The organism is candidate division KSB1 bacterium (assembly GCA_022562085.1).
GTDB lineage: Bacteria > Zhuqueibacterota > Zhuqueibacteria > Oceanimicrobiales > Oceanimicrobiaceae > Oceanimicrobium.
Genome location: JADFPY010000051.1, coordinates 1 through 18,942, shown reverse-complemented (window position 1 = coordinate 18,942; position 18,942 = coordinate 1). Strand labels below are relative to the sequence as shown.

General features: G+C 42.4%; 23 protein-coding genes, 1 tRNA gene and 1 pseudogene. 3 read left to right on the top strand and 22 right to left on the bottom strand.

The window, feature by feature from the left end; all coding sequences use genetic code 11:
- Positions 1-39 precede the first annotated feature (39 nt).
- Positions 40-162: pseudogene (locus IH879_06990) on the top strand (GxxExxY protein).
- A 137-nt stretch (positions 163-299) separates the two neighbouring features.
- Here IH879_06990 and IH879_06985 read toward each other — a convergent pair.
- The 22 genes from IH879_06985 to IH879_06880 form a co-directional block, all read right to left on the bottom strand.
- A complete protein-coding gene (locus IH879_06985) occupies positions 300-1,094 on the bottom strand; it encodes an inositol monophosphatase (protein ID MCH7674681.1) in 795 nt (264 codons plus the stop codon).
- Positions 1,095-1,165: 71 nt separating this feature from the next.
- Complete coding sequence (locus tag IH879_06980; protein MCH7674680.1) at positions 1,166-3,553, bottom strand: endonuclease MutS2; 2,388 nt, start codon at positions 3,551-3,553, stop codon at positions 1,166-1,168.
- Positions 3,543-4,160, bottom strand: a complete 618-nt coding sequence (locus IH879_06975) for a CvpA family protein (GenBank protein MCH7674679.1) — start codon at positions 4,158-4,160, stop codon at positions 3,543-3,545. Before IH879_06975 ends, IH879_06980 begins: the two co-directional genes overlap by 11 nt.
- 70 nt (positions 4,161-4,230) lie before the next feature.
- Positions 4,231-4,674 (bottom strand): GatB/YqeY domain-containing protein, encoded by a 444-nt coding sequence (locus IH879_06970; GenBank protein MCH7674678.1) that lies wholly within the window; start codon positions 4,672-4,674, stop codon positions 4,231-4,233.
- 47 nt (positions 4,675-4,721) lie between these two features.
- Complete coding sequence (rpsU, locus tag IH879_06965; GenBank protein ID MCH7674677.1) at positions 4,722-4,919, bottom strand: 30S ribosomal protein S21; 198 nt, start codon at positions 4,917-4,919, stop codon at positions 4,722-4,724.
- A 114-nt stretch (positions 4,920-5,033) separates the two neighbouring features.
- Positions 5,034-5,378, bottom strand: a complete 345-nt coding sequence (locus tag IH879_06960) for a histidine triad nucleotide-binding protein (GenBank protein MCH7674676.1) — start codon at positions 5,376-5,378, stop codon at positions 5,034-5,036.
- A 357-nt stretch (positions 5,379-5,735) separates the two neighbouring features.
- On the bottom strand, positions 5,736-6,497 hold the full coding sequence (locus IH879_06955) for a 16S rRNA (uracil(1498)-N(3))-methyltransferase (protein MCH7674675.1): 762 nt from the start codon (positions 6,495-6,497) through the stop codon (positions 5,736-5,738).
- A gap of 19 nt (positions 6,498-6,516) precedes the next feature.
- Positions 6,517-7,458, bottom strand: a complete 942-nt coding sequence (locus IH879_06950; GenBank protein ID MCH7674674.1) for a hypothetical protein — start codon at positions 7,456-7,458, stop codon at positions 6,517-6,519.
- 72 nt (positions 7,459-7,530) lie between these two features.
- On the bottom strand, positions 7,531-7,722 hold the full coding sequence (locus IH879_06945; GenBank protein MCH7674673.1) for a hypothetical protein: 192 nt from the start codon (positions 7,720-7,722) through the stop codon (positions 7,531-7,533).
- A gap of 69 nt (positions 7,723-7,791) precedes the next feature.
- Positions 7,792-8,235, bottom strand: coding sequence for a 50S ribosomal protein L9 (locus tag IH879_06940; protein MCH7674672.1), 444 nt, complete (start codon positions 8,233-8,235; stop codon positions 7,792-7,794).
- A gap of 54 nt (positions 8,236-8,289) precedes the next feature.
- The gene (locus IH879_06935; GenBank protein ID MCH7674671.1) at positions 8,290-8,511 is read right to left on the bottom strand and encodes a 30S ribosomal protein S18; all 222 of its coding nucleotides are present in this window, start codon (positions 8,509-8,511) and stop codon (positions 8,290-8,292) included.
- Between the two features lie 49 nt (positions 8,512-8,560).
- Positions 8,561-9,055, bottom strand: a complete 495-nt coding sequence (gene ssb, locus IH879_06930) for a single-stranded DNA-binding protein (protein MCH7674670.1) — start codon at positions 9,053-9,055, stop codon at positions 8,561-8,563.
- 82 nt (positions 9,056-9,137) lie between these two features.
- Positions 9,138-9,605, bottom strand: coding sequence for a 30S ribosomal protein S6 (gene rpsF, locus IH879_06925; GenBank protein ID MCH7674669.1), 468 nt, complete (start codon positions 9,603-9,605; stop codon positions 9,138-9,140).
- A gap of 169 nt (positions 9,606-9,774) precedes the next feature.
- Positions 9,775-11,802 carry a sodium-translocating pyrophosphatase gene (locus IH879_06920; protein ID MCH7674668.1) on the bottom strand — a complete coding sequence of 676 codons (2,028 nt, stop codon included), beginning with the start codon at positions 11,800-11,802 and terminating at the stop codon, positions 9,775-9,777.
- A 24-nt stretch (positions 11,803-11,826) separates the two neighbouring features.
- Positions 11,827-12,369 carry an aminoacyl-tRNA hydrolase gene (locus IH879_06915; protein ID MCH7674667.1) on the bottom strand — a complete coding sequence of 181 codons (543 nt, stop codon included), beginning with the start codon at positions 12,367-12,369 and terminating at the stop codon, positions 11,827-11,829.
- A gap of 69 nt (positions 12,370-12,438) precedes the next feature.
- On the bottom strand, positions 12,439-13,101 hold the full coding sequence (locus tag IH879_06910) for a 50S ribosomal protein L25 (protein ID MCH7674666.1): 663 nt from the start codon (positions 13,099-13,101) through the stop codon (positions 12,439-12,441).
- Between the two features lie 15 nt (positions 13,102-13,116).
- The gene (locus IH879_06905) at positions 13,117-14,052 is read right to left on the bottom strand and encodes a ribose-phosphate pyrophosphokinase (protein MCH7674665.1); all 936 of its coding nucleotides are present in this window, start codon (positions 14,050-14,052) and stop codon (positions 13,117-13,119) included.
- Positions 14,053-14,136: 84 nt separating this feature from the next.
- A tRNA-Gln gene (locus IH879_06900) sits at positions 14,137-14,208 on the bottom strand.
- A 33-nt stretch (positions 14,209-14,241) separates the two neighbouring features.
- Complete coding sequence (locus IH879_06895; GenBank protein ID MCH7674664.1) at positions 14,242-14,559, bottom strand: septation protein SpoVG family protein; 318 nt, start codon at positions 14,557-14,559, stop codon at positions 14,242-14,244.
- A gap of 55 nt (positions 14,560-14,614) precedes the next feature.
- Positions 14,615-15,499 carry a 4-(cytidine 5'-diphospho)-2-C-methyl-D-erythritol kinase gene (ispE, locus tag IH879_06890; protein MCH7674663.1) on the bottom strand — a complete coding sequence of 295 codons (885 nt, stop codon included), beginning with the start codon at positions 15,497-15,499 and terminating at the stop codon, positions 14,615-14,617.
- A gap of 34 nt (positions 15,500-15,533) precedes the next feature.
- Positions 15,534-15,992 (bottom strand): BMC domain-containing protein, encoded by a 459-nt coding sequence (locus IH879_06885; protein MCH7674662.1) that lies wholly within the window; start codon positions 15,990-15,992, stop codon positions 15,534-15,536.
- A 56-nt stretch (positions 15,993-16,048) separates the two neighbouring features.
- On the bottom strand, positions 16,049-16,330 hold the full coding sequence (locus IH879_06880; protein MCH7674661.1) for a BMC domain-containing protein: 282 nt from the start codon (positions 16,328-16,330) through the stop codon (positions 16,049-16,051).
- Positions 16,331-16,686: 356 nt separating this feature from the next.
- On the opposite strand from IH879_06880, the gene IH879_06875 reads away from it, so the two are divergent.
- Both IH879_06875 and IH879_06870 read left to right on the top strand, forming a co-directional pair.
- Positions 16,687-17,433 carry a UDP-2,3-diacylglucosamine diphosphatase gene (locus IH879_06875; protein MCH7674660.1) on the top strand — a complete coding sequence of 249 codons (747 nt, stop codon included), beginning with the start codon at positions 16,687-16,689 and terminating at the stop codon, positions 17,431-17,433.
- Between the two features lie 60 nt (positions 17,434-17,493).
- The coding region (locus IH879_06870; protein MCH7674659.1) for a transglycosylase domain-containing protein at positions 17,494-18,942 on the top strand (1,449 nt) is incomplete at its 3' end.

Genomic DNA, 18,942 nt, shown 5'->3' with positions numbered 1-18,942 from the left:
GATTGTGGCTGAAAAGGTTATCGTGGAACTTAAAGTCGCAAAAGAATACATCCAAAAGATGAGCCACAGTTACTCAATGAACTAAAAGCAACAACAATAAAAGTAGGTTTACTCATCAATTTCGGAAAAGAGAAAGTAGAATTCAAGCGTTTCATTTATTAAACAGAATCAGTGTTTCATCAGTGTTCACCCCGTTAGATAAGAGTCTTTGATGTTTTCCGGTAAGCTGATATCTTTATCTAATGGGGTGAATCCGTGGCTAAAAAATATCTTAATCAAGTACTATTTACCCACTCAAATCAACATAGAACCTTAAACTTGTTACTTGTGGCCGCCGTAATTTTCTCATGGATGAGCCCATTGCTGGCGACAATGTGCCCTGTCTTTAAGTGAGAGTCGCCGCGCCAAATGTCTGTAACTTCTCCGCCCGCCTCTTCAATTAGCAAAGCCCCGGCTGCAATATCCCAGGAATTGAGCATGAGTTCCCAAAAGCCGTCGAGCCGGCCGCAGGCCACATAAGCGAGATCAATAGCAGCAGCGCCCGCCCGGCGGAAGTCACTTACTTGATAAAAAAGCTCCTTGAATGCCTCCAGGTACGGCTCGGTTAAATGTTTTGCCCGAAACGGAAAGCCGGTTGCGAGTAAACATTCTGAGAAATCTGTAGTCTCTGAAACTTTGATCGGGTCGTCGTTGAGAAAGGCGCCTTTGCCTTTCTCGGCGTGAAAGAGTTCATCCCGCACCGGATCAAATACCACCCCTACGCGTAATTCACTTTTGAATTGTAAGGCAACCGAAACTGCAAAAACCGGGAAGCCGTGAATGTAATTTTTGGTGCCGTCCAGGGGATCGATAATCCATAAATAGTCCTGCTCTTCTTTGCTCCCTCCGGATTCTTCCGCCAGGATAGAGTGTTCGGGGTGACGTTCTCGAATCAGTTTCAGAATTGCTTCTTCAGACCGGTGGTCGATCTGGGTCACAAAATCGAATTCCTGCTTGCGCTGAACTTGTTTGGTTTCCAGGTCGCTCAGGCTTTCCATGAGGATTTTGCCGCCCAGACGAGCTGCTTCGATTGCGGTTTCCAGGAAGGTTGTCATGCTATTCTTTTCAAAAAGTTCATTGAGTTTGCCAAACCTTGCAGATGTCCCAAACCTGGAAGGTCTATTTTTTAATCCAATTCAACCACCGTTACACCCATATCGCCTTCATTCCAGGCAGCGGCTTTTTTGCTTTTGACTTTCCCGTGTTTTTCTAAAAAACCTGCGATACCCTTTCTCAGCGCGCCTGTGCCCTTGCCGTGTATGATGCGCACCTGGCTCCAGCCGGCCAAAAGTGCGTCGTCCAGAAATTTGTCGGCCTGCATGATCGCATCGTCTAATCGTTGCCCGCGCAAGTCAAGCTCCGGGAGTGTTTCGCTTTTGTCGGAAGTTTGGATTTTAATCGGACGTTTCGGCCTGCTGGGGGTAGCCTTGGGTTTAGCTGCAAACAGTTCTGCTGCAGGCACCCGAAATTTAAACTGCTCAACCTGAATTTGTACTGTTCCAGCGCTGTCCGGCGTAGAAATGATTTCCCCCCTGACATTTTGTTTATTCCAATAAACTTGCTCACCCATTTCAATTTTTGCCCGATTTGAAGAATCTTGCTCAACACCCTCTGTTTTAAGCTGTTTTTTCGCTTGAACTACCTTCTCTTTTTCAGTTTTTATAAGCTGCTTAGCCTCAGCAATAGCTCCGCGATCCGCCTGTTTTTCCCGAACCTCCTTTATGGCGTGTTCAAGCGCCGCATTTGCGTTCGCTAAAAATTGCTCAGATTCTTCCAGGGCTTTTTCTTTTAATTTGTTTTCATTTTCTTTAATGGACTCGTAGCGCTGTTTGTACAAACTGGACAATCCTTCCAGACGGATTTTTTCAAGTTTTAATTTTTCAGCAAATTTTTCAGACTCCTGCGCTTTTTTTTCCAGTTCTAAAATGAGTTTTTCCAGATTGGTTTTTTCCGTTCCAAGCAGCTCACGGGAACGGTCGAGCACACTTTTTGAAATTCCCAGACGATTGGCAATTTCGATGGCGTAACTCGACCCCGGAACCCCCATTCGAAATTTGTATACCGGCTGCAAAGTTTCGATGTTAAACTCCATCGAGCCGTTTTCTACGCCGGGTGTTTCATAAGCAAATGATTTCAGCGCGCCGTGATGTGTAGTGACGATAGTGAGGCAGTTTCTTTTGGTAAGTTCTTCTAAAAAAGCAACCGCCAGAGAGGCGCCTTCATCCGGGTCGGTTCCGATTCCGATTTCATCGACCAAAACCAAACTTCGTTTGGTGGCATTTTCTAAAATCGTGTGCACTTTCTGCAAATGAGAAGTAAAGGTCGACAGGTCTTGTTCAATCGACTGAAAGTCGCCGATATCGACAAAGATGTTTTCAAAGATCGGCATATTTGAGTCCGGGTCGGCCGGGATTGGCACACCGGATTGCACCATGAGCGAAAACAGACCGACGGTTTTCAGGGTCACAGTTTTACCGCCGGCATTCGGTCCCGTGATCACCACTGTGCGAATGTTTTCATCAATTTTGAGATCGAGAGGAACTACATCTTCCGTTTTTTCTTTATGCAGTAGAAGCAAAGGATGTCTGCCCTTGGAAATCCGGATGCAGTTGTTTTCGTTTAATGCCGGTTGACTGCAGCTCAAATTCCGAGAAAAAACCGCTTTTGCGTGGATAAAATCAAGCCTCGCTAAAACCGCCACATTTTGTTCGATGCCGGGTAAATCTTCACGAACCAGGTCTGTCAGACCCCTGAGAATTCGCTCTATCTCCCGATTCTCTTCTACTTTAAGCCGGGTGATTTCATTGTTCAGTTCTATTGATTCAAAAGGCTCGATAAACAAAGTCGCACCGGTGGAAGATTGATCGTGCACCAGACCCTGAACGCTTTTTTTATATTGCAGTTTGACCGGGAAAACGTGTCGACCGCCTTTTAAGGTTACGAGGTCATCCTGGAGATAGCCCTTGCCTGAATAAACTTTAAACAATCTATCGATGGCTTTTCTGGCGCTTTGTTCCGCACGGCCGATCTCTTTTCTGATCTGATTTAATTTGGGACTGGCCGAGTCCTTTATCTCGGACGTGCTAAAATCAATTTTTTCTGAAATTTCTTTTTCAATGTTTTTGTAATTGTTAATTTTTTCAGAAATAGACCAAAGGCCGGAGTACTGTTCTTGCCTTTTGTGCAAATAAGATCGCACCCGCCAGCTGGTCGAGAGATTTTGGCTGACTCGGATCAGCGCCTCGACTCGCAAGTAATGTCCTTCAATACCCGCGCTTTCCAAATCCGTTCTGACGTCCCAAATCTGCTGGAGGGGAAACGGATCGTCATGATCTAAAATACTTCTGAATTCTGAAACTTCAGTTAAAAGAGATTCAATTGCCGGTTTGGATGTAAAGAATTCAAGAGCTTCGAATGCCTCTTTTGCCATTGGTGAAATGGCGTATTCCTGGAGCAGAGAGATGATTTTATCGAATTCGAGAAGAGAGGTGAGTTCGGAGAGATTACTTGCCATTGGAACTGTCTTGCGAGTTTTCACTTTTTTTTAAGGACTCCAAAAGTCCACGGGTATTTTCCCCCAACTTTGACACGGAGAATTTATCAAAGGTTTCTTTCAGCTCCCCATAAAACGACTTGGAATTCGGAATGACATACATGATGAAATTAAATACCTTCGGTGCAAAGTTTTTTGCCGGGTAATAAAGGGTACTTTCTTTTACCCCGGGAATCATGCTTCCGCTAAATGGAATAATTGAGATGAGAAGCAGCAAGAGGCTGATGATGACCCCGCCTTTTACAAAACCGACCACTCCGCCACCGGTTTTGTCTACCCAATTTAGAAAAGAGACTTTGACCGCTTTTTGCAGAACATGATTTAAAAGCTGGAATGCGAAAATGGTACCCACGAAAATGATTAGATAACCAAGCAAAGTTGTCATGGCAGGAGGGATGTTGAGAAATTTGTCTACGAGCTCGGCCATGTTGCTCATGTATTTGGTTGCAAAAATCAGGGCGAGAATGAGCCCCAATAATCCAAAGACCTGATTAAGAAAGCCTTTGAACAAACCGCCTATTGCAAAAAATCCCACGACAGCTATTATGATGTAGTCGATGTAATTCATAGAAACAAAAAAAGTGAACAGAGTGTCTGCTCACTTCCCGTCGATGTAGAAGTTAGTTTGTTTTTAGATTTCAACTTAGTTTCTCGCGGACAATTTCTTGTACCATTCTCCCATCGGCTTTGCCCTTGAGGTCCTTCATGGTTGCGCCCATCACTTTTCCCAGGTCCTGCAGTGAACTTGCTCCGACTTCTTCTATGACTTTTAGAACAACTTTTTCGACTTCTTCTTTGGATAATTGAGCGGGAAGATAAGCAGAGATGATCTCCAACTCCTGCTTTTCTTGTTCAATTAAATCCTGGCGGTCACTTTTTTCGTAAAGCTCAAGCGCTTCCTTTCTTTTCTTCGCCGCGTTTATCAGTACCGAAATTTCGTCTTCTTCGTTAAGCTCGTCTCTTTTTGCGATTTGGAAGTCTTTTAGCTGAGCCCGAACCATTCTGATCGTTTCGACCTTAATCTTCTCTTTTGCCTTCATCGCCGTTTTTAAATCTTCGCTCAGGCGATTTTGTATTTCCATGGAACTCTCTATTTTTTAAGGATGGTTACTCTGCAATCGAAAGTAAATTAGGAGTTTTCCATCATCAACATTTTGCGTTGTTTTCTTCGAGCGGCGTCCAACTTTCTTTTTTTGCGCTCGCTGGGTTTTTCAAAGGCTTGATGTTTGCGATAATCGGAGAATACTCCTGCTTTTTGACAGGCTTTGGTAAATCGTCTCAAAGCTCTCTCAAAATTTTCCCCTTCGCGTACTTTAACACTTGGCATTCGGTTACAACCTCCTGGCTTTGTTAATATTGATATTACATTATAGTGAAAAAGAGCTACAATCTAAATAATTATCGTACGAAAATCAAGAAAATTTTAGGAAAAGAACAAAGTTTAACCAGGGGGCCACTGCATCCGGCGACCGCCCAGCAGGTGCAAGTGAATGTGATAGACTTCTTGGCCGCCATCACTGTTGCAATTAAAGACTAATCGGTAGCCGTTTTCGTCGATATTCTCCTGTTTCGCAAGTGATTGAGCTGTCAGGATCATTTTGCCTGTCAATTTTTCATCTTCCTGCTGTAGATCATTTATGGTTGAAATGTGTTTTTTGGGTACGATTAAAAAATGAATCGGCGCCTGGGGATTGATGTCTTTGAAAGCTAAAACGTCGTCGTCCTCAAATAAGATATCACTATTAATTTCTTTGTTAATTATTTTGCAAAAAAGACAATCGACCATAATTAATCTCCTGTTGCTTTATAAGCCCCGATTACAAAAGACATCGGCTAATAAGGTAAAAATACGTTTTGCTTTTTAATCATAACTAACATTTCTCACTTCAGTTGACATTGTAATTATTCCATTTAGGATGAAAAAATTCATTTAATGCAGAAATTTCATTTACAAGATTAATCGGCTAAAAATAGGAGTGCAAAAATCAGCGAAGCGTATTTTTGCAGAAACTAAAGCTAAACTCATGTAAAAATACGTTCGCTACACTCACTGATTTTTACACTCCTGCCTTGTCAAACCAGTGAGAAATGTTAGATCATAATATTTAGTAAGGAGAAAACGAATCTGATTTTAGTACTCCTGTTATTGTAATTCTCCCATTCGATCAAGTATTAGGCTCGCAACCACCAGCGCGGCTGTTTCCGTTCTCAGCCGTCTCGGCCCTAATCCAAAAGTGGAAAATCCGGATGAATTTGCCAGCTCGATCTCTTCATTTGTAAATCCGCCTTCCGGGCCGATACAGACAATCCCTGATTTTATCCTCTGCAAAACGTTCTCGTCGAGTTGTAAAATTTCATTTAAATTTTTGCTGGTCTCTTTTTCGTGTGCAATGAGTTTTATATGGAAATTTGATGAATCTTCGCAAAGGGATTCAAAATTCTTTGCTGGTGTAATCGTGGGTAAAAAAGAACGGCAGCTTTGTTTCATCGCAGCCAGGGCGATTCGTTCGCTTCGCTGAGGTTTCAGAGTTTGTTCATTCTGGTTTGTTCTTTTTGTTAAGAGAGGAATAATGTTGGTTACTCCTATTTCAGTAGCTTTTTCTATAACCCACTCGAAGCGGCTCTTTTTATGTATGGCAAGAGCGAGGGTAAGTTTAAATAAGGGCTCTCCATAAAATCTGTGCTTTTTGAGAATTTTAGCTGTTAAGGTATTTTTGTCAAAGGATTCGATTTCGCAATCGTAGCCGGTTCCCCTGCCATCGACAGCTATGAAGAAATCTCCTTTTTTCTTTCTGTGCACATTTAAGAGATGGTGAACCTCCTGGAGTTTCAATTTTAAAATGTCATGAAAAACATCTTCCGGTGAGACGTAAAATAGCTCCCTTTCAACCATTAAGATAAGCAATCTTGGATTCGGTCAAATATCAGTTAGACAAATTTTCCTCAAAAACCAGCTTAAAAGTTTTAGGCTGGACATCCTTATAATGAATGCCGGGTGGTTTTTCAATTACCGCCGGGTGTTCAATGCCGGGCGACCCTTTTACCCGGTTATAATCCAAATAGGCAATAATATCATTCCGATTGAGCTGGGTAAGTAATTCTCCCCCGCCCACTAAAACCAAGCTTAACGTTGAGGGCCGCGGATAAATATTAACATTCTTAGGCGCATTCCTGATGTTGACCGGAACACCCGTTATAGTAATTTCAACCAGCTTTTGTATGTCTAGCGAAATCTCAACCTGGTTTATCGAGACATTTATTTTATTTGAGAGCTGTGAAACCAGGGGAATGGTTTGTTTCAATTTGTCGGTTAGATTTTCAAATTTTACTTCTTCGGTTGCGATAGAATTGATTTTTGAAACGAGGTTTTGGGGCCCGGAAATTAGCACTGAATCAGGGTTGATCCGAGCGTCGCCTACTATTGTAAACCCCGGGGCAACTTTAGGTTTTATATTACTGGTGACCGGGATTTTTTTTCTTTGAAAATCGGCCAGGACAACGGTAATCGAATCGGGCATGATTATCTCGTTGGATTGGATGGCGCCGATTGTCCGGGAAAGAAATACATCTTTGGGCTTTATGTAAAAAGTCTTGCTGTGCTCGACGTCAAATAAATCAAGATTCAGCCGCGCGCCGGTACGAACCATGAGCGCGATCAAGTCTTTCCCCGTACCTTTTATTTTAACTTTAACGACTTTCGGCAAGTCGCTCAAAATGACTTTGCCTGGTGGCGTGTTGATAACCGCAACCGGAATTTCTATGACATGTTCATATTCATTTTCTGTGACAACAAAAAACCAAATGAGTATCGCAAATACAAGTGCAACTATTTTGACCTTATAATTCTTGAGAAATCTCACAGACATTTAATTTCTGCTCATTAAAAAAGGGTAAAAGGAGACCCTATTACCCTCGATTAAGTGCACCTAAATATCTCGTTACTTAGAGGACTGCTGCAGTTGTTTTCCAAGGCTTATTTCACCGTTATCAATGCGAATACTAAAGCCACAGTTCGGATCCGTGCAAACCCAGGCCTTATACATAATCGATGATCCTTCACGTCCATAATCGGAGAGCGGGATTAGAACTCCGGTCGAGCATTTTTGACATTGCGGAAAATCTCTTTCCATTTACAGTCCTCCCCGATAGTAAGTAAATGTTTGAGTTAATTACCTTCGTACTGGTCTAAATAGAGTGGATTATTCCTTTACCACCCAAACTTTGATCTTTGCTTCAACCTCGGTATGTAGTTTAATTGGAACTTCGAACACGCCAAGCGCTTTCAGAGGGTCTTCCAATTGGATTTTTCGTTTATCAATTTCAAATCCCTTTGCGGATAACAACTCGGAGATGTTTTGTGAAGTAACAGCGCCAAAAATTTTATCTTCCTCACCGACCTGGACATTTGCTGTTAGAGATACCTTTTTGAGCTGTTCTGCCAATACCTCAGCTTCCCGCTTATCCTTTGAGAGTTTAATCTTGTTTCTCGCTTTTTCCTGCTCAATAACCCGCAGGTTTTGTGGAGTTGCCTGAAGTGCAACTTGTTTCGGTATGAGGAAGTTTCTTGCAAAACCTGCTTTGACTTCAACGACTTCCCCAACTTTACCCAGGCTTTCAAAATCTTCTTTTAAAATGATTTTCATCTAACAAGTCCTAATTTTGCAAGTAAATATTAAAAGAAATTGAATACCAGTTAACTATCTCGGCATTTCAACCACGTACGGAATAATAGCAAGATGTCTGGCCCTTTTAATGGCACGTTTCAGCATTCTTTGATGGGATGCACACGTGCCTGAGGTACGTCTCGGAATAATCTTACCTTGCTCTGTCGTGAAGCGTAATAATCGCCTATCATCTTTATAGTCGATATAAACATCACCGTCTTCACAGAACCTACATATTTTTGTTTTCTTTAGCATACAAATATAACTCCTTTAAAAATTCAAACTAAATCTTTTAAATCAAATCTTAAAATTCAAACCATTGTTTTTTTATTTTGTCTTCATCAGTGGAAACGACTTCGATGTTTTTAACGTTAGCGCTGGCCGGAATATCGGATTCCACTTCAGATGTTACTTCCGTCACCGGTTCAAAAAGAAAAGACTCATCCTTTTTATTTTGCCGGTTAAGAAATTGAATCCGTCGAGCTTTAATTTCCACAACATTATTATTAGAGCCATCTTCATTCTTCCAGTTCCGGCTCTGAAGCTCGCCTTCAACCATTACCGCAGCGCCCTTTTTTAGATATTCAAAGCAGCTCTCGGCTAATTTATACCATGCAACAACACCGACAAAACATACATTTTCTCTCCACTGACCGGTATTATCTTTAAATTTACGATTTGCAGCAATGTAGAAATTTGCTACGGGAGTGCCGTTGCTTGTTTCTCTTAAAACCGGGTCGCCTGTTAAATTACCTGCTATTAATATGTTGTTTATGTCCGGCATCTTTAGGTTTACCATTTAAGCACCCTCCTGTGCACCATATAATTTTCGCTACATTATCATAACGTCCGGTACGAATTTAAAGCACTCCTTTGCTTCTTTATTCTTTTATCTCAGGATCTTCTGTCTCTTCAACCTCTTCTTTGACATCCTCAACAACGGCCTCTTCCTTAGAATCGTTTTCACCTGGTTTGTCTTCTGTTTTTGCGTCTTCGGGTATTACTTCAGCTGCCTTAGTTTCCTTTGCGGGTTCTACAGGCTCTTCTCTTTTCAAGGCTGCTCTAGGATCAGAAGTAATGGTTAGGAAACGCAAAATACCCTCTTCGAGTCTGTATTCTTGCTCTAATAAACCGGGCAAATTACCCGGTCCCTCAAAGTGGATTTGATAATAATTCCCATACTGTTTTCGATTAATTTCGTAGGCCAGTCTTTTTTTGCCCCAATCCTCAACTTCGCCAATTTCGCCGCCATTATTTTTGATGAAGTTCTCCACCTTCGTAAGAATATTCTCCTTATTTTCGGATTTTTGCAATGAATCGATTACAAAAGTTGTTTCATACTTACTCAATTTGGAAGTCACCTCCTTAATATTAGAAAATGGACACAGAGGTTTCTGAGATTGCACAGAGAACACAGAGTTTTAAAAAATAATATTAAATTTTCATATTTCATCTTTTTTTCTCGTTTTTTTCTTTGTGTTCTTTATGAGTCTCAGTGTACTCTGTGTCCGCTATTTTTTAAATGAAAAGCGGTGCAAGTACCAATGAAATCACGGCCATAAGTTTTATCAAAATGTTGATTGAAGGCCCAACCGTATCTTTTAATGGATCGCCAACCGTATCGCCGATTACCGTAGCTTTATGGGTGTCAGACCCTTTACCGCCGAAGTTGCCTTCCTCGACGTATTTTTTTGCGTTGTCCATCGCGCCGCCGGAATTCGCCATTTGAATGCCAAGCATTACACCGGTGATCAGCGCCCCGACTAAAAGACCGGCAAGAGCTTCTGCCCCAAGGGCTAAGCCGATCACAACCGGTGTAACAAGAGCCAATGAACCTGGCAGGAGCATGCCTTGAATAGCACCCTTGGTGCTAATGTCCACACACCTGGCTGAATCGGGTAAGACTTTCCCTTCCATCAAACCTGGAATCTCTCTGAACTGCCTTCGGACTTCTTCAATCATTTGGGAGGCGGCTTTACTGACCGCTTTGAATAACATCGAAGAAATCAGAAACGGAAACATACCGCCGATAAGCAAGCCCGCCAAAACCCGTGGATTTTTGATGTCGGCGACATCGACTTGCGCAGATTTCATATAAGCGACGAGGAGACCGAGGGATGCAAATGCCGCCGAGCCAATCGCCATACCTTTGCCAATTGCTGCTGTGGTATTTCCCACCGCATCCAGGTTATCTGTAATATCCCGAACTTTGGGATCTAATTTGGCCATTTCCGCGATGCCGCCAGCGTTGTCGGCAATGGGGCCGTAGGAGTCTACAGCGACCACCATTCCCGTCGTGGCCAACATTCCCACTGCCGCCATTGCAACTCCGTAAATGCCGGCAAAATGGTAGGAAAGCATAACCGCGATCGCTAAAGCAATCACCGGAACAGCGGTAGAAGCCATACCCACAGAAATACCGCCGGTTACTGTTAACGCCGGACCGCTTTGGGATTCTTCCGCTAATTTTTTAACCGGGTTGTATTTCGTTGAAGTAAAGTACTCACTAACAAAGCCTATCACAGCCCCGGAAACGACGCCGCAAAGGGTTGCATAAAAGGGTCCCATTAACGAGTAAGCTTTGCCTTCTTCGGTAAATTCCGCGCCAAAATTTTTGACTATAAAATAAGTTGCGATTCCGGTTAAAGCGGCGCTGAGATACGTTCCGCCCATTAGAGACCTCTGTGGGTTTGATTTCCCGACAATCCGGACAAACATAATACCAACAATGGACGAAACGATTCCGGCACTGGCAATGTAGAACGGCAGGAACTGCAGATTACGCACAACCGTATCCGCAGCTGTCAGTCCTATTAAAGCAGCGATTGCAAGGGAAGCAATGATGGATTCCACATACGATTCGAGAAGGTCGGCGCCAAGTCCGGCAACGTCGCCGACGTTGTCACCAACATTGTCTGCAATAACAGCAGGATTTCGGGGATCATCTTCAGGGATGCCTGCTTCTATTTTACCAACCAGATCTGCAGCCATGTCCGCACCCTTTGTGAAAATACCGCCGCCGCTGCGGGCAAACAAAGCGACCAGGCTGGCGCCCATGGCATAGCCGTTGATAATCGTCGGTTTGCCTTCAAACATATAGAAAATCAGGCAGAGACCGAGCAAGGACAAGCCAACAACACTCATGCCCATCACCGCGCCTCCTGAGACTGCCACACTGAGCGCCCCTTTTAAGCCGCCGGTCAGCGCGCCTTGAGTTGTTCTGCTATTGGCGCGTGTTGCGATGCCCATGCCGATGTAACCGGCTAAGGCGGAAGCAACTGCACCGCAGATAAATGCAACTGAAGTTCTCCATCCCAATCCCACATCCGAGAATTGGGGAGCGAGAGCAATTAGCACGGATATGACTGCCACAAAGCTGCCGATGTACATATATTCACGTTTTAGAAATGCTTTAGCTCCTTCTTGAATTGCCTTCGAAATCTGGATCATGCGGTCATTTCCTTGATCTTTTTTCATGACATCAAAGATCAGATAGACCACAAAAGCTAAAGCAACCAAACTAGCTGCTACGGCAATGCTAATCAAAATTAAGTCCTCCTGTTTTCTTCATTAGTTAAATTTATTCATCGTCTTTAAAATGCCTTCTGCAACAAAATGCAGACAAGCGTCCGCTGCAAGTTTAATTAAACCCGGCAACTCTTTTTTTTCTTTTTTATTAAATTTTGAAAGTACGAACTTAATTGTATCGGTTAGATTGTCCCTACCGATTCCAACACGAAGTCTGGGAAAATCACTGCTTTCCAGTTTGTGAATCACGGAAGCTAATCCGTTGTGCCCGCCGTCACTCCCTTTGCTCCGGGCCCGAAGTTTTCCAAAGGGAAGGTTAAAGTCATCAAAAATTACCAGGAGATTGCCGGGTGGAATCTTGAATTGTTGGGCTAATTCTACTACCGCCTCTCCACTTCTATTCATGTAAGTCAGGGGTTTTGCTAAAATCACACTTTGTTCACCAAAAACAGTTTTACTGAACGTGTAATTTCTCTTTTTTACCGGTGCCGAGGATTCATTGGTTTTCTTTAAGTGATCAATGATCAGAAATCCAATATTGTGTCTTGTTCGTTTGTATCTAAACCCCGGATTACCCAGTCCCACCAGTAAAAAATTTGCGCTATTAAATGAAGTAACTCCTGACCTTTGCGTTTATTTATTCCATTTAAATAACTATTCACTACTTTCTTCATCTGACTCTTCTTTCTTTTCACCGATAACTTCCGGTTCAGCACCTTCTTCAGCTTCTTCTAGGCCTTCTTCTTCAACCACCGGTTCTTCGACGATAGTCGGTGGCCTGATCACCACAATTGACTGCGTGGGGTCGGTTAGGATTTTAACTTTATCAATGGATAAATCGTCAATCCGAATTGAATCACCAATATCTAAATCGGTGATATCGACGTCTATATGTTCCGGAATGTCGAGCGGTAGAGCTTCTATTGAAATCTCACGGATAATATGCTGCATAATACCGCCTTCCTGTTTGACGCCAAATGCTGTCCCAACGATGTGAACCGGAACATCCACATGCACTTTTTCCGTCAATTTTATGCCCATAAAGTCTACATGCAACGGATGACCATATAATGGGTCCCACTGAACTTCACGGATAATTGACTGGGTTGGTTTTTTATCGCCATCAAATTTAAGATCGATGATGCTGGCTTCAGATTGGATCAAAGTCTTTAGCTGCTTTGCATCTACTGCGACAGGAATGGATTCCTCGCCGTGCATATAATAAATGCCGGGAATCTTTCCCTCCTTTTTTAGCTGCTGGTTTGCTTTCTTACCTACAATTTCTCTTTTTTGAATTTCTAATCCTGATTCTGACATTTGTTACTCCAAGTTTTAATCAAATAACGAACTTATTGATTCATCCCCATGAGTTCTTTTTATCGCTTCCCCAAAAAGATGGGAGGCTGTTAGGACTTCGATTTTATTGATTTGTTTTTCTTTCGCTAATTCAACTGTATCGGTGACTTTTATTTTTGTAATCGGCGCTTTAGAAATACGCTCAACCGCCTGACCGGAAAAAAGCGCGTGTGTGCATGCCACATAGATTTCTTTAGCGCCATTTTCTTTTAATGCGTCGGCCGCGTTACATAACGTCCCGGCTGTGTCGACAATGTCATCAACAATCAGGATATTTCTGCCATCGACTTCACCGATAATGTTCATGATTTCAGCTTCGTTGTGTTTGGGACGACGCTTATCAATAATCGCCAGAGGCGCATGTAATCTTTTTGCGTAAGCTCGTGCTAAGGTAATCCCGCCAATATCCGGGGAAACCACGGTTAACTCCGGAACATTCTGTTCCTTAAAATGATCAGAAAGAATCGTCGAAGAATAAAGGTGGTCTACCGGTATATCAAAGAAGCCCTGTATCTGCGGCGCATGTAAATCCATTGTTAGAACTCTATCTGCGCCGGCGGTGGCAATTAAATTGGCAACTAGCTTAGCCGTGATGGAAACCCGGGGCTGATCTTTTCTGTCCTGCCGCGCATAACCAAAATAGGGAATGACCGCTGTGATTCTTTCGGCTGAAGCCCGGTGCGCCGCGTCCAGCATGATTAACAATTCTAAAATATTCTGTGCCGGTGAATTTGTCGGCTGAATAATGAATACATCGGCTCCTCGAATATTCTGCTTGTATTTTACCCAGATTTCATCGTCACTAAAGTGCCTTATCTCGGCATCACCCAAGGAGACTTCCATATAGTTGGCAATTTTTTCGGCTATGCCTCTGTTGGCATTTCCTGAAAATAAAATGGGGTTTGGAAGCATGATTTAAATCTTCTTAGCATAGAAAATGACGGTAATCCGTTTTGGATTCCGCCATTTTGAGTTTGTCTCGTTTTTTGTGATATGCTGGGGCGGGGGGATTCGAACCTCCGAATGCAGGGACCAAAACCCTGTGCCTTGCCGCTTGGCGACGCCCCAGTTTTAAATTTAAATGGGAAACCTTATAAAAATTTAAGGATTTTCTATATGTTCATGAACAGCAGGTTCTATTTTTTCTGTAATTTCGCCACCCTCTTCCTCAAGGGATACCCGGTATTCGTTGAGAATTTCTGCTTCAAGATACTCACGAAATTCATTTCGAATGGGATGAGCGATATCCCGATACGAGCCGTCAGGCATCTTTCTGCTCGGCATACTGATAAAGTAGCCATTCGAACCTTTTATGACTTTCATCCCCCTTACAACGAAGGAATCATCAAAAGTTACATTCACGAAAGCTTTTAATTTTTCCTCATTTCTTATACTGATATTAATTTCTGTTATCTCCATGCTCCCTCCGTAGAAATGACATTTAAATGTATGAAATGTACAGCGAGGGCCTCAACTAAAATTTGTTCTCCACTCCTTGGTATCCCCAATTTATCGGCCGGGTGACAAATGTGGGATATTCATTCTGAAAAAACCGCTTTACCTCTAAGGCATCCTCCTCCTTCTCAAAAATTCCAAAAATAGCTGATCCGGATCCCGACATACTTGTGTAAATCGCCTTGCTTTGGTTGATTTGTTTTTTGATTTGTTCCAAAAGTGGATATTCGGTAAAGACTATTTCTTCAAATTCGTTTTTCAAAGATTTTACAAAATCCGCATTACTGTAATTTATATCGTTAAAATGCGGTAAGATAATGTTTTTTTCCCTAATTGTCAAGCTTAAATTCACTTGCTTGTAGGCCCACTTTGTGGAGACCGAAATTTTTGGAAACACGACCACAATAGTCGGTTCGCCAGTTAATTTAGCGGGTCGAAGTAAATTTCCCCTGCCAGTTGCAACTGCGGTTCCCCCTAATATGAAAAACGGGATATCGGAACCTAATTGTGAGGCAATTGCCTGAAGTTCTTGGGCACTAAGATTTAATCCCCATAGTTTATTTAAACAAAGCAAAACTACAGCTGCGTTGCTGCTGCCACCTCCAAGTCCGGCACCCATCGGAATGGTTTTGCTTAAATAAATTTGAGCGCCTTTTTGAATCCCGGTGGTTTGTTTGAGAAAATTTGCAGCACGCACACAAAGATTTGAATTCGCCTCTTGTAAGTCAGGATGGTCGCAACTGAATTCTATCTTAGAAGAATCAGTTAATTTGACCTCGATTTCATCGTTTAAGTCGATTTGCTGAAGGATAGTCTCAATTTCGTGGAACCCGTCGTCCCGAACCCCAAGGATAAACAACCCTAAGTTTAGTTTAGCATAAGAAGGAACCCTGATTGCCTGCATATACAAAAACAAATAGCTCCACAGAAATGTGGAGCTATTTGTTAAAATACTCCTGAAATTTTTCTACAAGTATTTCCTTGTTCGCCCTTGAAATTTCTCTCCCTTGAATCGGAAAACCGGCAACATCTCGGGCCAGGCTGCGCAACTGTCTAACCGGCATTGCTTTTACTTTTTCAATAGTTAGGTTCGCAGCCGAACCTCCAGAGTTTATGTCATCACTCTGATTATAGATGATGCTTTCCGTATCGTCATGCGGTCTTGGAATGACGTGTACGGATATCAATTCCCCCACCTTTTCTGCCGCAGAGGCTCCGGCATCGACTGCCGCCTTTACCGCTCCTGTTTCCCCGACAACTTTGACAGTCAATAGAGCTGCAATGGTATTTTCAATTCCGATCAGCTGAACGGCGGCCGTTTTGAGCATAGCGTCAGCAGCTTCAATTGCCCCGACCAAACCCTTCGTTTCAACGAGACCTAATGCTTTTTCATCCATGCATTATTCCCAAAAGTCCAATTAAGCTGGTTTTTTAAAAAAATGATGATGCTCTACTATGACGCTACTTTTGGTAGAATCATTTCAACATCCTCATGGGGTCTTGGGATGACGTGGACGGAAACCAGTTCACCGACTTTTTCCGCCGCCGATGCTCCGGCGTCGGTAGCCGCTTTCACAGCGCCGGTGTCACCGCGAACCATGACGGTAACAAATCCACCACCAATTTTTTCTTTGCCGATAAGCACGACTTTGGCTGCCTTTACCATTGCATCAGCAGCTTCAATCGCTCCAATAAGTCCCCTGGTTTCGATCATCCCTAAAGCTTCTAAGCTCATGAAATGAACTCCTTCCGTAAAATTAAAATTTTAAAACGAATTAACAATATTCCGGCGAACGATGTATAGTAAGGATTCTTTTGAATTTTGTCAACATTTTTTTGGTGATTTAATTTTCAATCGAAAGTTTGGCTGTTTGATTACGTGCTCCCATGTTTAAATAATCCTAATAATTTTCTGCAAAATTGACTCTATTTTAGATTGAATAAACTCGGAGCACATTTTAATGGTACTAATAATGTTTTAATTAAAAAGGCAGCGAGACGCAAATTTTTTAAAGGAAAATAACTTGCGTTTTATACGATGGCATCGTATACTTTGGTCGTATTTTTATACCATATTGTCGGCTACATTGAATGAAAAAAATCTACTTTATCTCAGACGCCCATTTAGGTGCGCACTCGGAAGAAATAGAAAAAATAAAAATTACTAATTTAATTTCATTTTTTAATTCCATTAAAAAAAAAGCCGATTATCTTTATATTGTAGGCGACCTTTATGACTTCTGGTTCGAATACTCCAAAGTCATCCCTAAAGTCAATCTCAAAGTTTTGGCTAATCTTAATCAACTGGTCGAATCCGGCATTGAAGTTCGATATCTCACCGGTAATCATGATTTGTGGCAAGATGGTTATTTGCAAAATGAAATTGGCGTCAAAATTTACCACGAACCCGTAGAAGTAAGCCACAACTCGCTCAAACTGTTTATTGCGCATGGAGACGGGTTGGCCAAGCGGAACTGGTCCCTCAGATTGCAGAAACGAGTTTTTAAAAGTCCGGTTAATATTTTTTTGTACCGGCTGCTGCATCCTGATATCGGCATTCCTTTGGCGATGAAAGTTTCTGCTAAAAGTAAGGAGAGGGAAGAAAAGCGATATGAACAAGATTACCGGAATTTTGCAACCTCAAAATTGAATGAGGGATTTCAGGCGGTTATTTTAGGGCACACCCACGTTCCATTATTTGAGAAAATCAATTCCGGCTATTATATCAATTTAGGTGACTGGATGAAGAAGTTTACTTATTTGGAAATGACCGGTAAAAAACTTGAATTAAAATCATGGGGCAAGAGAAATGAAAAGAAGTTCCCCGAAACTTCTTAGAGCTTGAATTGTATAAGTTTCCAGAATTAATTAATTTCTATCCTTGCAAAGCTTAACATCATGAAAAGAAATTTCCGGGTTTCCGAAGACGGCTCTTTTACGAAAACGAGAAGTAGATTTTTTAGTACCACATTTGGCCGTACTGTGCTTGTTTTATTTATCATCGGTTTGAGTGGCGTCATTTTTCTTTACATCATGGGCCGGGATTTGCCCTCCTTAAGCCAGTTAGAGTCGTACAAACCGAAGCTGTCTTCAAAAGTCTATTCTTCTGATTTGAAAATTATCACCGAATTTTATGAAGAAAAAAGAAGCTTTGTACCGCTGGAAGAACTGCCCGACGCATTGGTTAAAGCGTTGATTGCCACCGAAGACCGAAAATTCTACGACCATTGGGGTATTGATTTAAGAAGATTTGCTACAGTCGCTTTGACCAGCATGGTTACTTTCAAAAGGCCAAGCGCAGTAAGTACCCTTACTCAACAATTGGCGCGCCAACTTTATCTCACCCTGGAGCGAACAATAACACGTAAAATTAAAGAGATAATAACTGCCATTCAAATTGAACGTACTTACACAAAAGTTGAAATCCTCGAAATGTATTTGAACCATATGAATTTCGGCCATGGGTCTTATGGCGCTCAGTCAGCTTCGATAAAATATTTCAACAAAGATGTTCAGGAGCTGACAACGGATGAATGTGCCATGCTGGTTGGCTTGTTGAAAGCGCCTTCACATTATACCCCTATTTGGCACCCGAACAAAGCCTTAAGTCGCAGAAATGTGGTTCTAACTTCTATGCGGGATATTAATTTTATCAGCGAAGATGAATATGCTGAAAATGTCAAGAAGCCGATTGAGATTTTAGAAACTCAAAATACTGCTTACGGGCTCGCGCCTTATTTTACTGAATATGTACGAAAAAACCTGCAGGATAAATACGGCTACAATTTATACACAGACGGTCTGTCGATTTACACGACGATAGACTCCAGAGCTCAAACCGTTGCCGAACGGGCCGTTCAAAATCACCTTCCTGAATTACAGTCGAAAGTTAAAGCAGCTCTCATTAAAAAAAATATGATCAAAGATCTTCTCGATTCTACTTTCGTTGAAAATAACGACATTAAAAGCCTCCTGCGGGACTCAACTTTTGTTGATTCTTTGGTTTTGGAAAAAGTGCCCGCACAGGTAGCGCTAGTCTCTATCGACCCGAGAAACGGTCATATTCTGGCCATGGTTGGCGGCCGGGATTTCTCTAAGTATAAATTCAACCGGGCTGTGCAGGCACATCGCCAACCCGGGTCTGCTTTTAAACCATTCGTTTACACTGTGGCCATCGACAATGGCTACCCGCCAACCTATGAAGTGTTGAATCAACCGGTTGTGACCTTCATGCCGGATGGCACTCGTTGGTCTCCCCGAAATTATGATTTATCCGTCGGCGGTCCAACCACTTTTAGAGAAGGACTCAGAAGGTCGATTAACCTGGTGACCGTCAGGGTGCTGCAA

Coding starts and splice junctions, on each gene's coding strand:
- IH879_06885 (MCH7674662.1), bottom strand. CDS start 15,992: ATGGATGAAAAAGCATTAGGTCTCGTTGAAACGAAGGGTTTGGTCGGG.
- IH879_06880 (MCH7674661.1), bottom strand. CDS start 16,330: ATGAGCTTAGAAGCTTTAGGGATGATCGAAACCAGGGGACTTATTGGA.
- IH879_06905 (MCH7674665.1), bottom strand. CDS start 14,052: ATGCTTCCAAACCCCATTTTATTTTCAGGAAATGCCAACAGAGGCATA.
- IH879_06975 (MCH7674679.1), bottom strand. CDS start 4,160: ATGAATTACATCGACTACATCATAATAGCTGTCGTGGGATTTTTTGCA.
- IH879_06970 (MCH7674678.1), bottom strand. CDS start 4,674: ATGGAAATACAAAATCGCCTGAGCGAAGATTTAAAAACGGCGATGAAG.
- IH879_06935 (MCH7674671.1), bottom strand. CDS start 8,511: ATGCTAAAGAAAACAAAAATATGTAGGTTCTGTGAAGACGGTGATGTT.
- IH879_06980 (MCH7674680.1), bottom strand. CDS start 3,553: ATGGCAAGTAATCTCTCCGAACTCACCTCTCTTCTCGAATTCGATAAA.
- IH879_06950 (MCH7674674.1), bottom strand. CDS start 7,458: ATGTCTGTGAGATTTCTCAAGAATTATAAGGTCAAAATAGTTGCACTT.
- IH879_06985 (MCH7674681.1), bottom strand. CDS start 1,094: ATGACAACCTTCCTGGAAACCGCAATCGAAGCAGCTCGTCTGGGCGGC.
- IH879_06895 (MCH7674664.1), bottom strand. CDS start 14,559: ATGGAGATAACAGAAATTAATATCAGTATAAGAAATGAGGAAAAATTA.
- IH879_06910 (MCH7674666.1), bottom strand. CDS start 13,101: ATGTCAGAATCAGGATTAGAAATTCAAAAAAGAGAAATTGTAGGTAAG.
- rpsU (MCH7674677.1), bottom strand. CDS start 4,919: ATGCCAAGTGTTAAAGTACGCGAAGGGGAAAATTTTGAGAGAGCTTTG.
- IH879_06960 (MCH7674676.1), bottom strand. CDS start 5,378: ATGGTCGATTGTCTTTTTTGCAAAATAATTAACAAAGAAATTAATAGT.
- IH879_06875 (MCH7674660.1), top strand. CDS start 16,687: ATGAAAAAAATCTACTTTATCTCAGACGCCCATTTAGGTGCGCACTCG.
- ssb (MCH7674670.1), bottom strand. CDS start 9,055: ATGGTAAACCTAAAGATGCCGGACATAAACAACATATTAATAGCAGGT.
- IH879_06945 (MCH7674673.1), bottom strand. CDS start 7,722: ATGGAAAGAGATTTTCCGCAATGTCAAAAATGCTCGACCGGAGTTCTA.
- ispE (MCH7674663.1), bottom strand. CDS start 15,499: ATGCAGGCAATCAGGGTTCCTTCTTATGCTAAACTAAACTTAGGGTTG.
- IH879_06940 (MCH7674672.1), bottom strand. CDS start 8,235: ATGAAAATCATTTTAAAAGAAGATTTTGAAAGCCTGGGTAAAGTTGGG.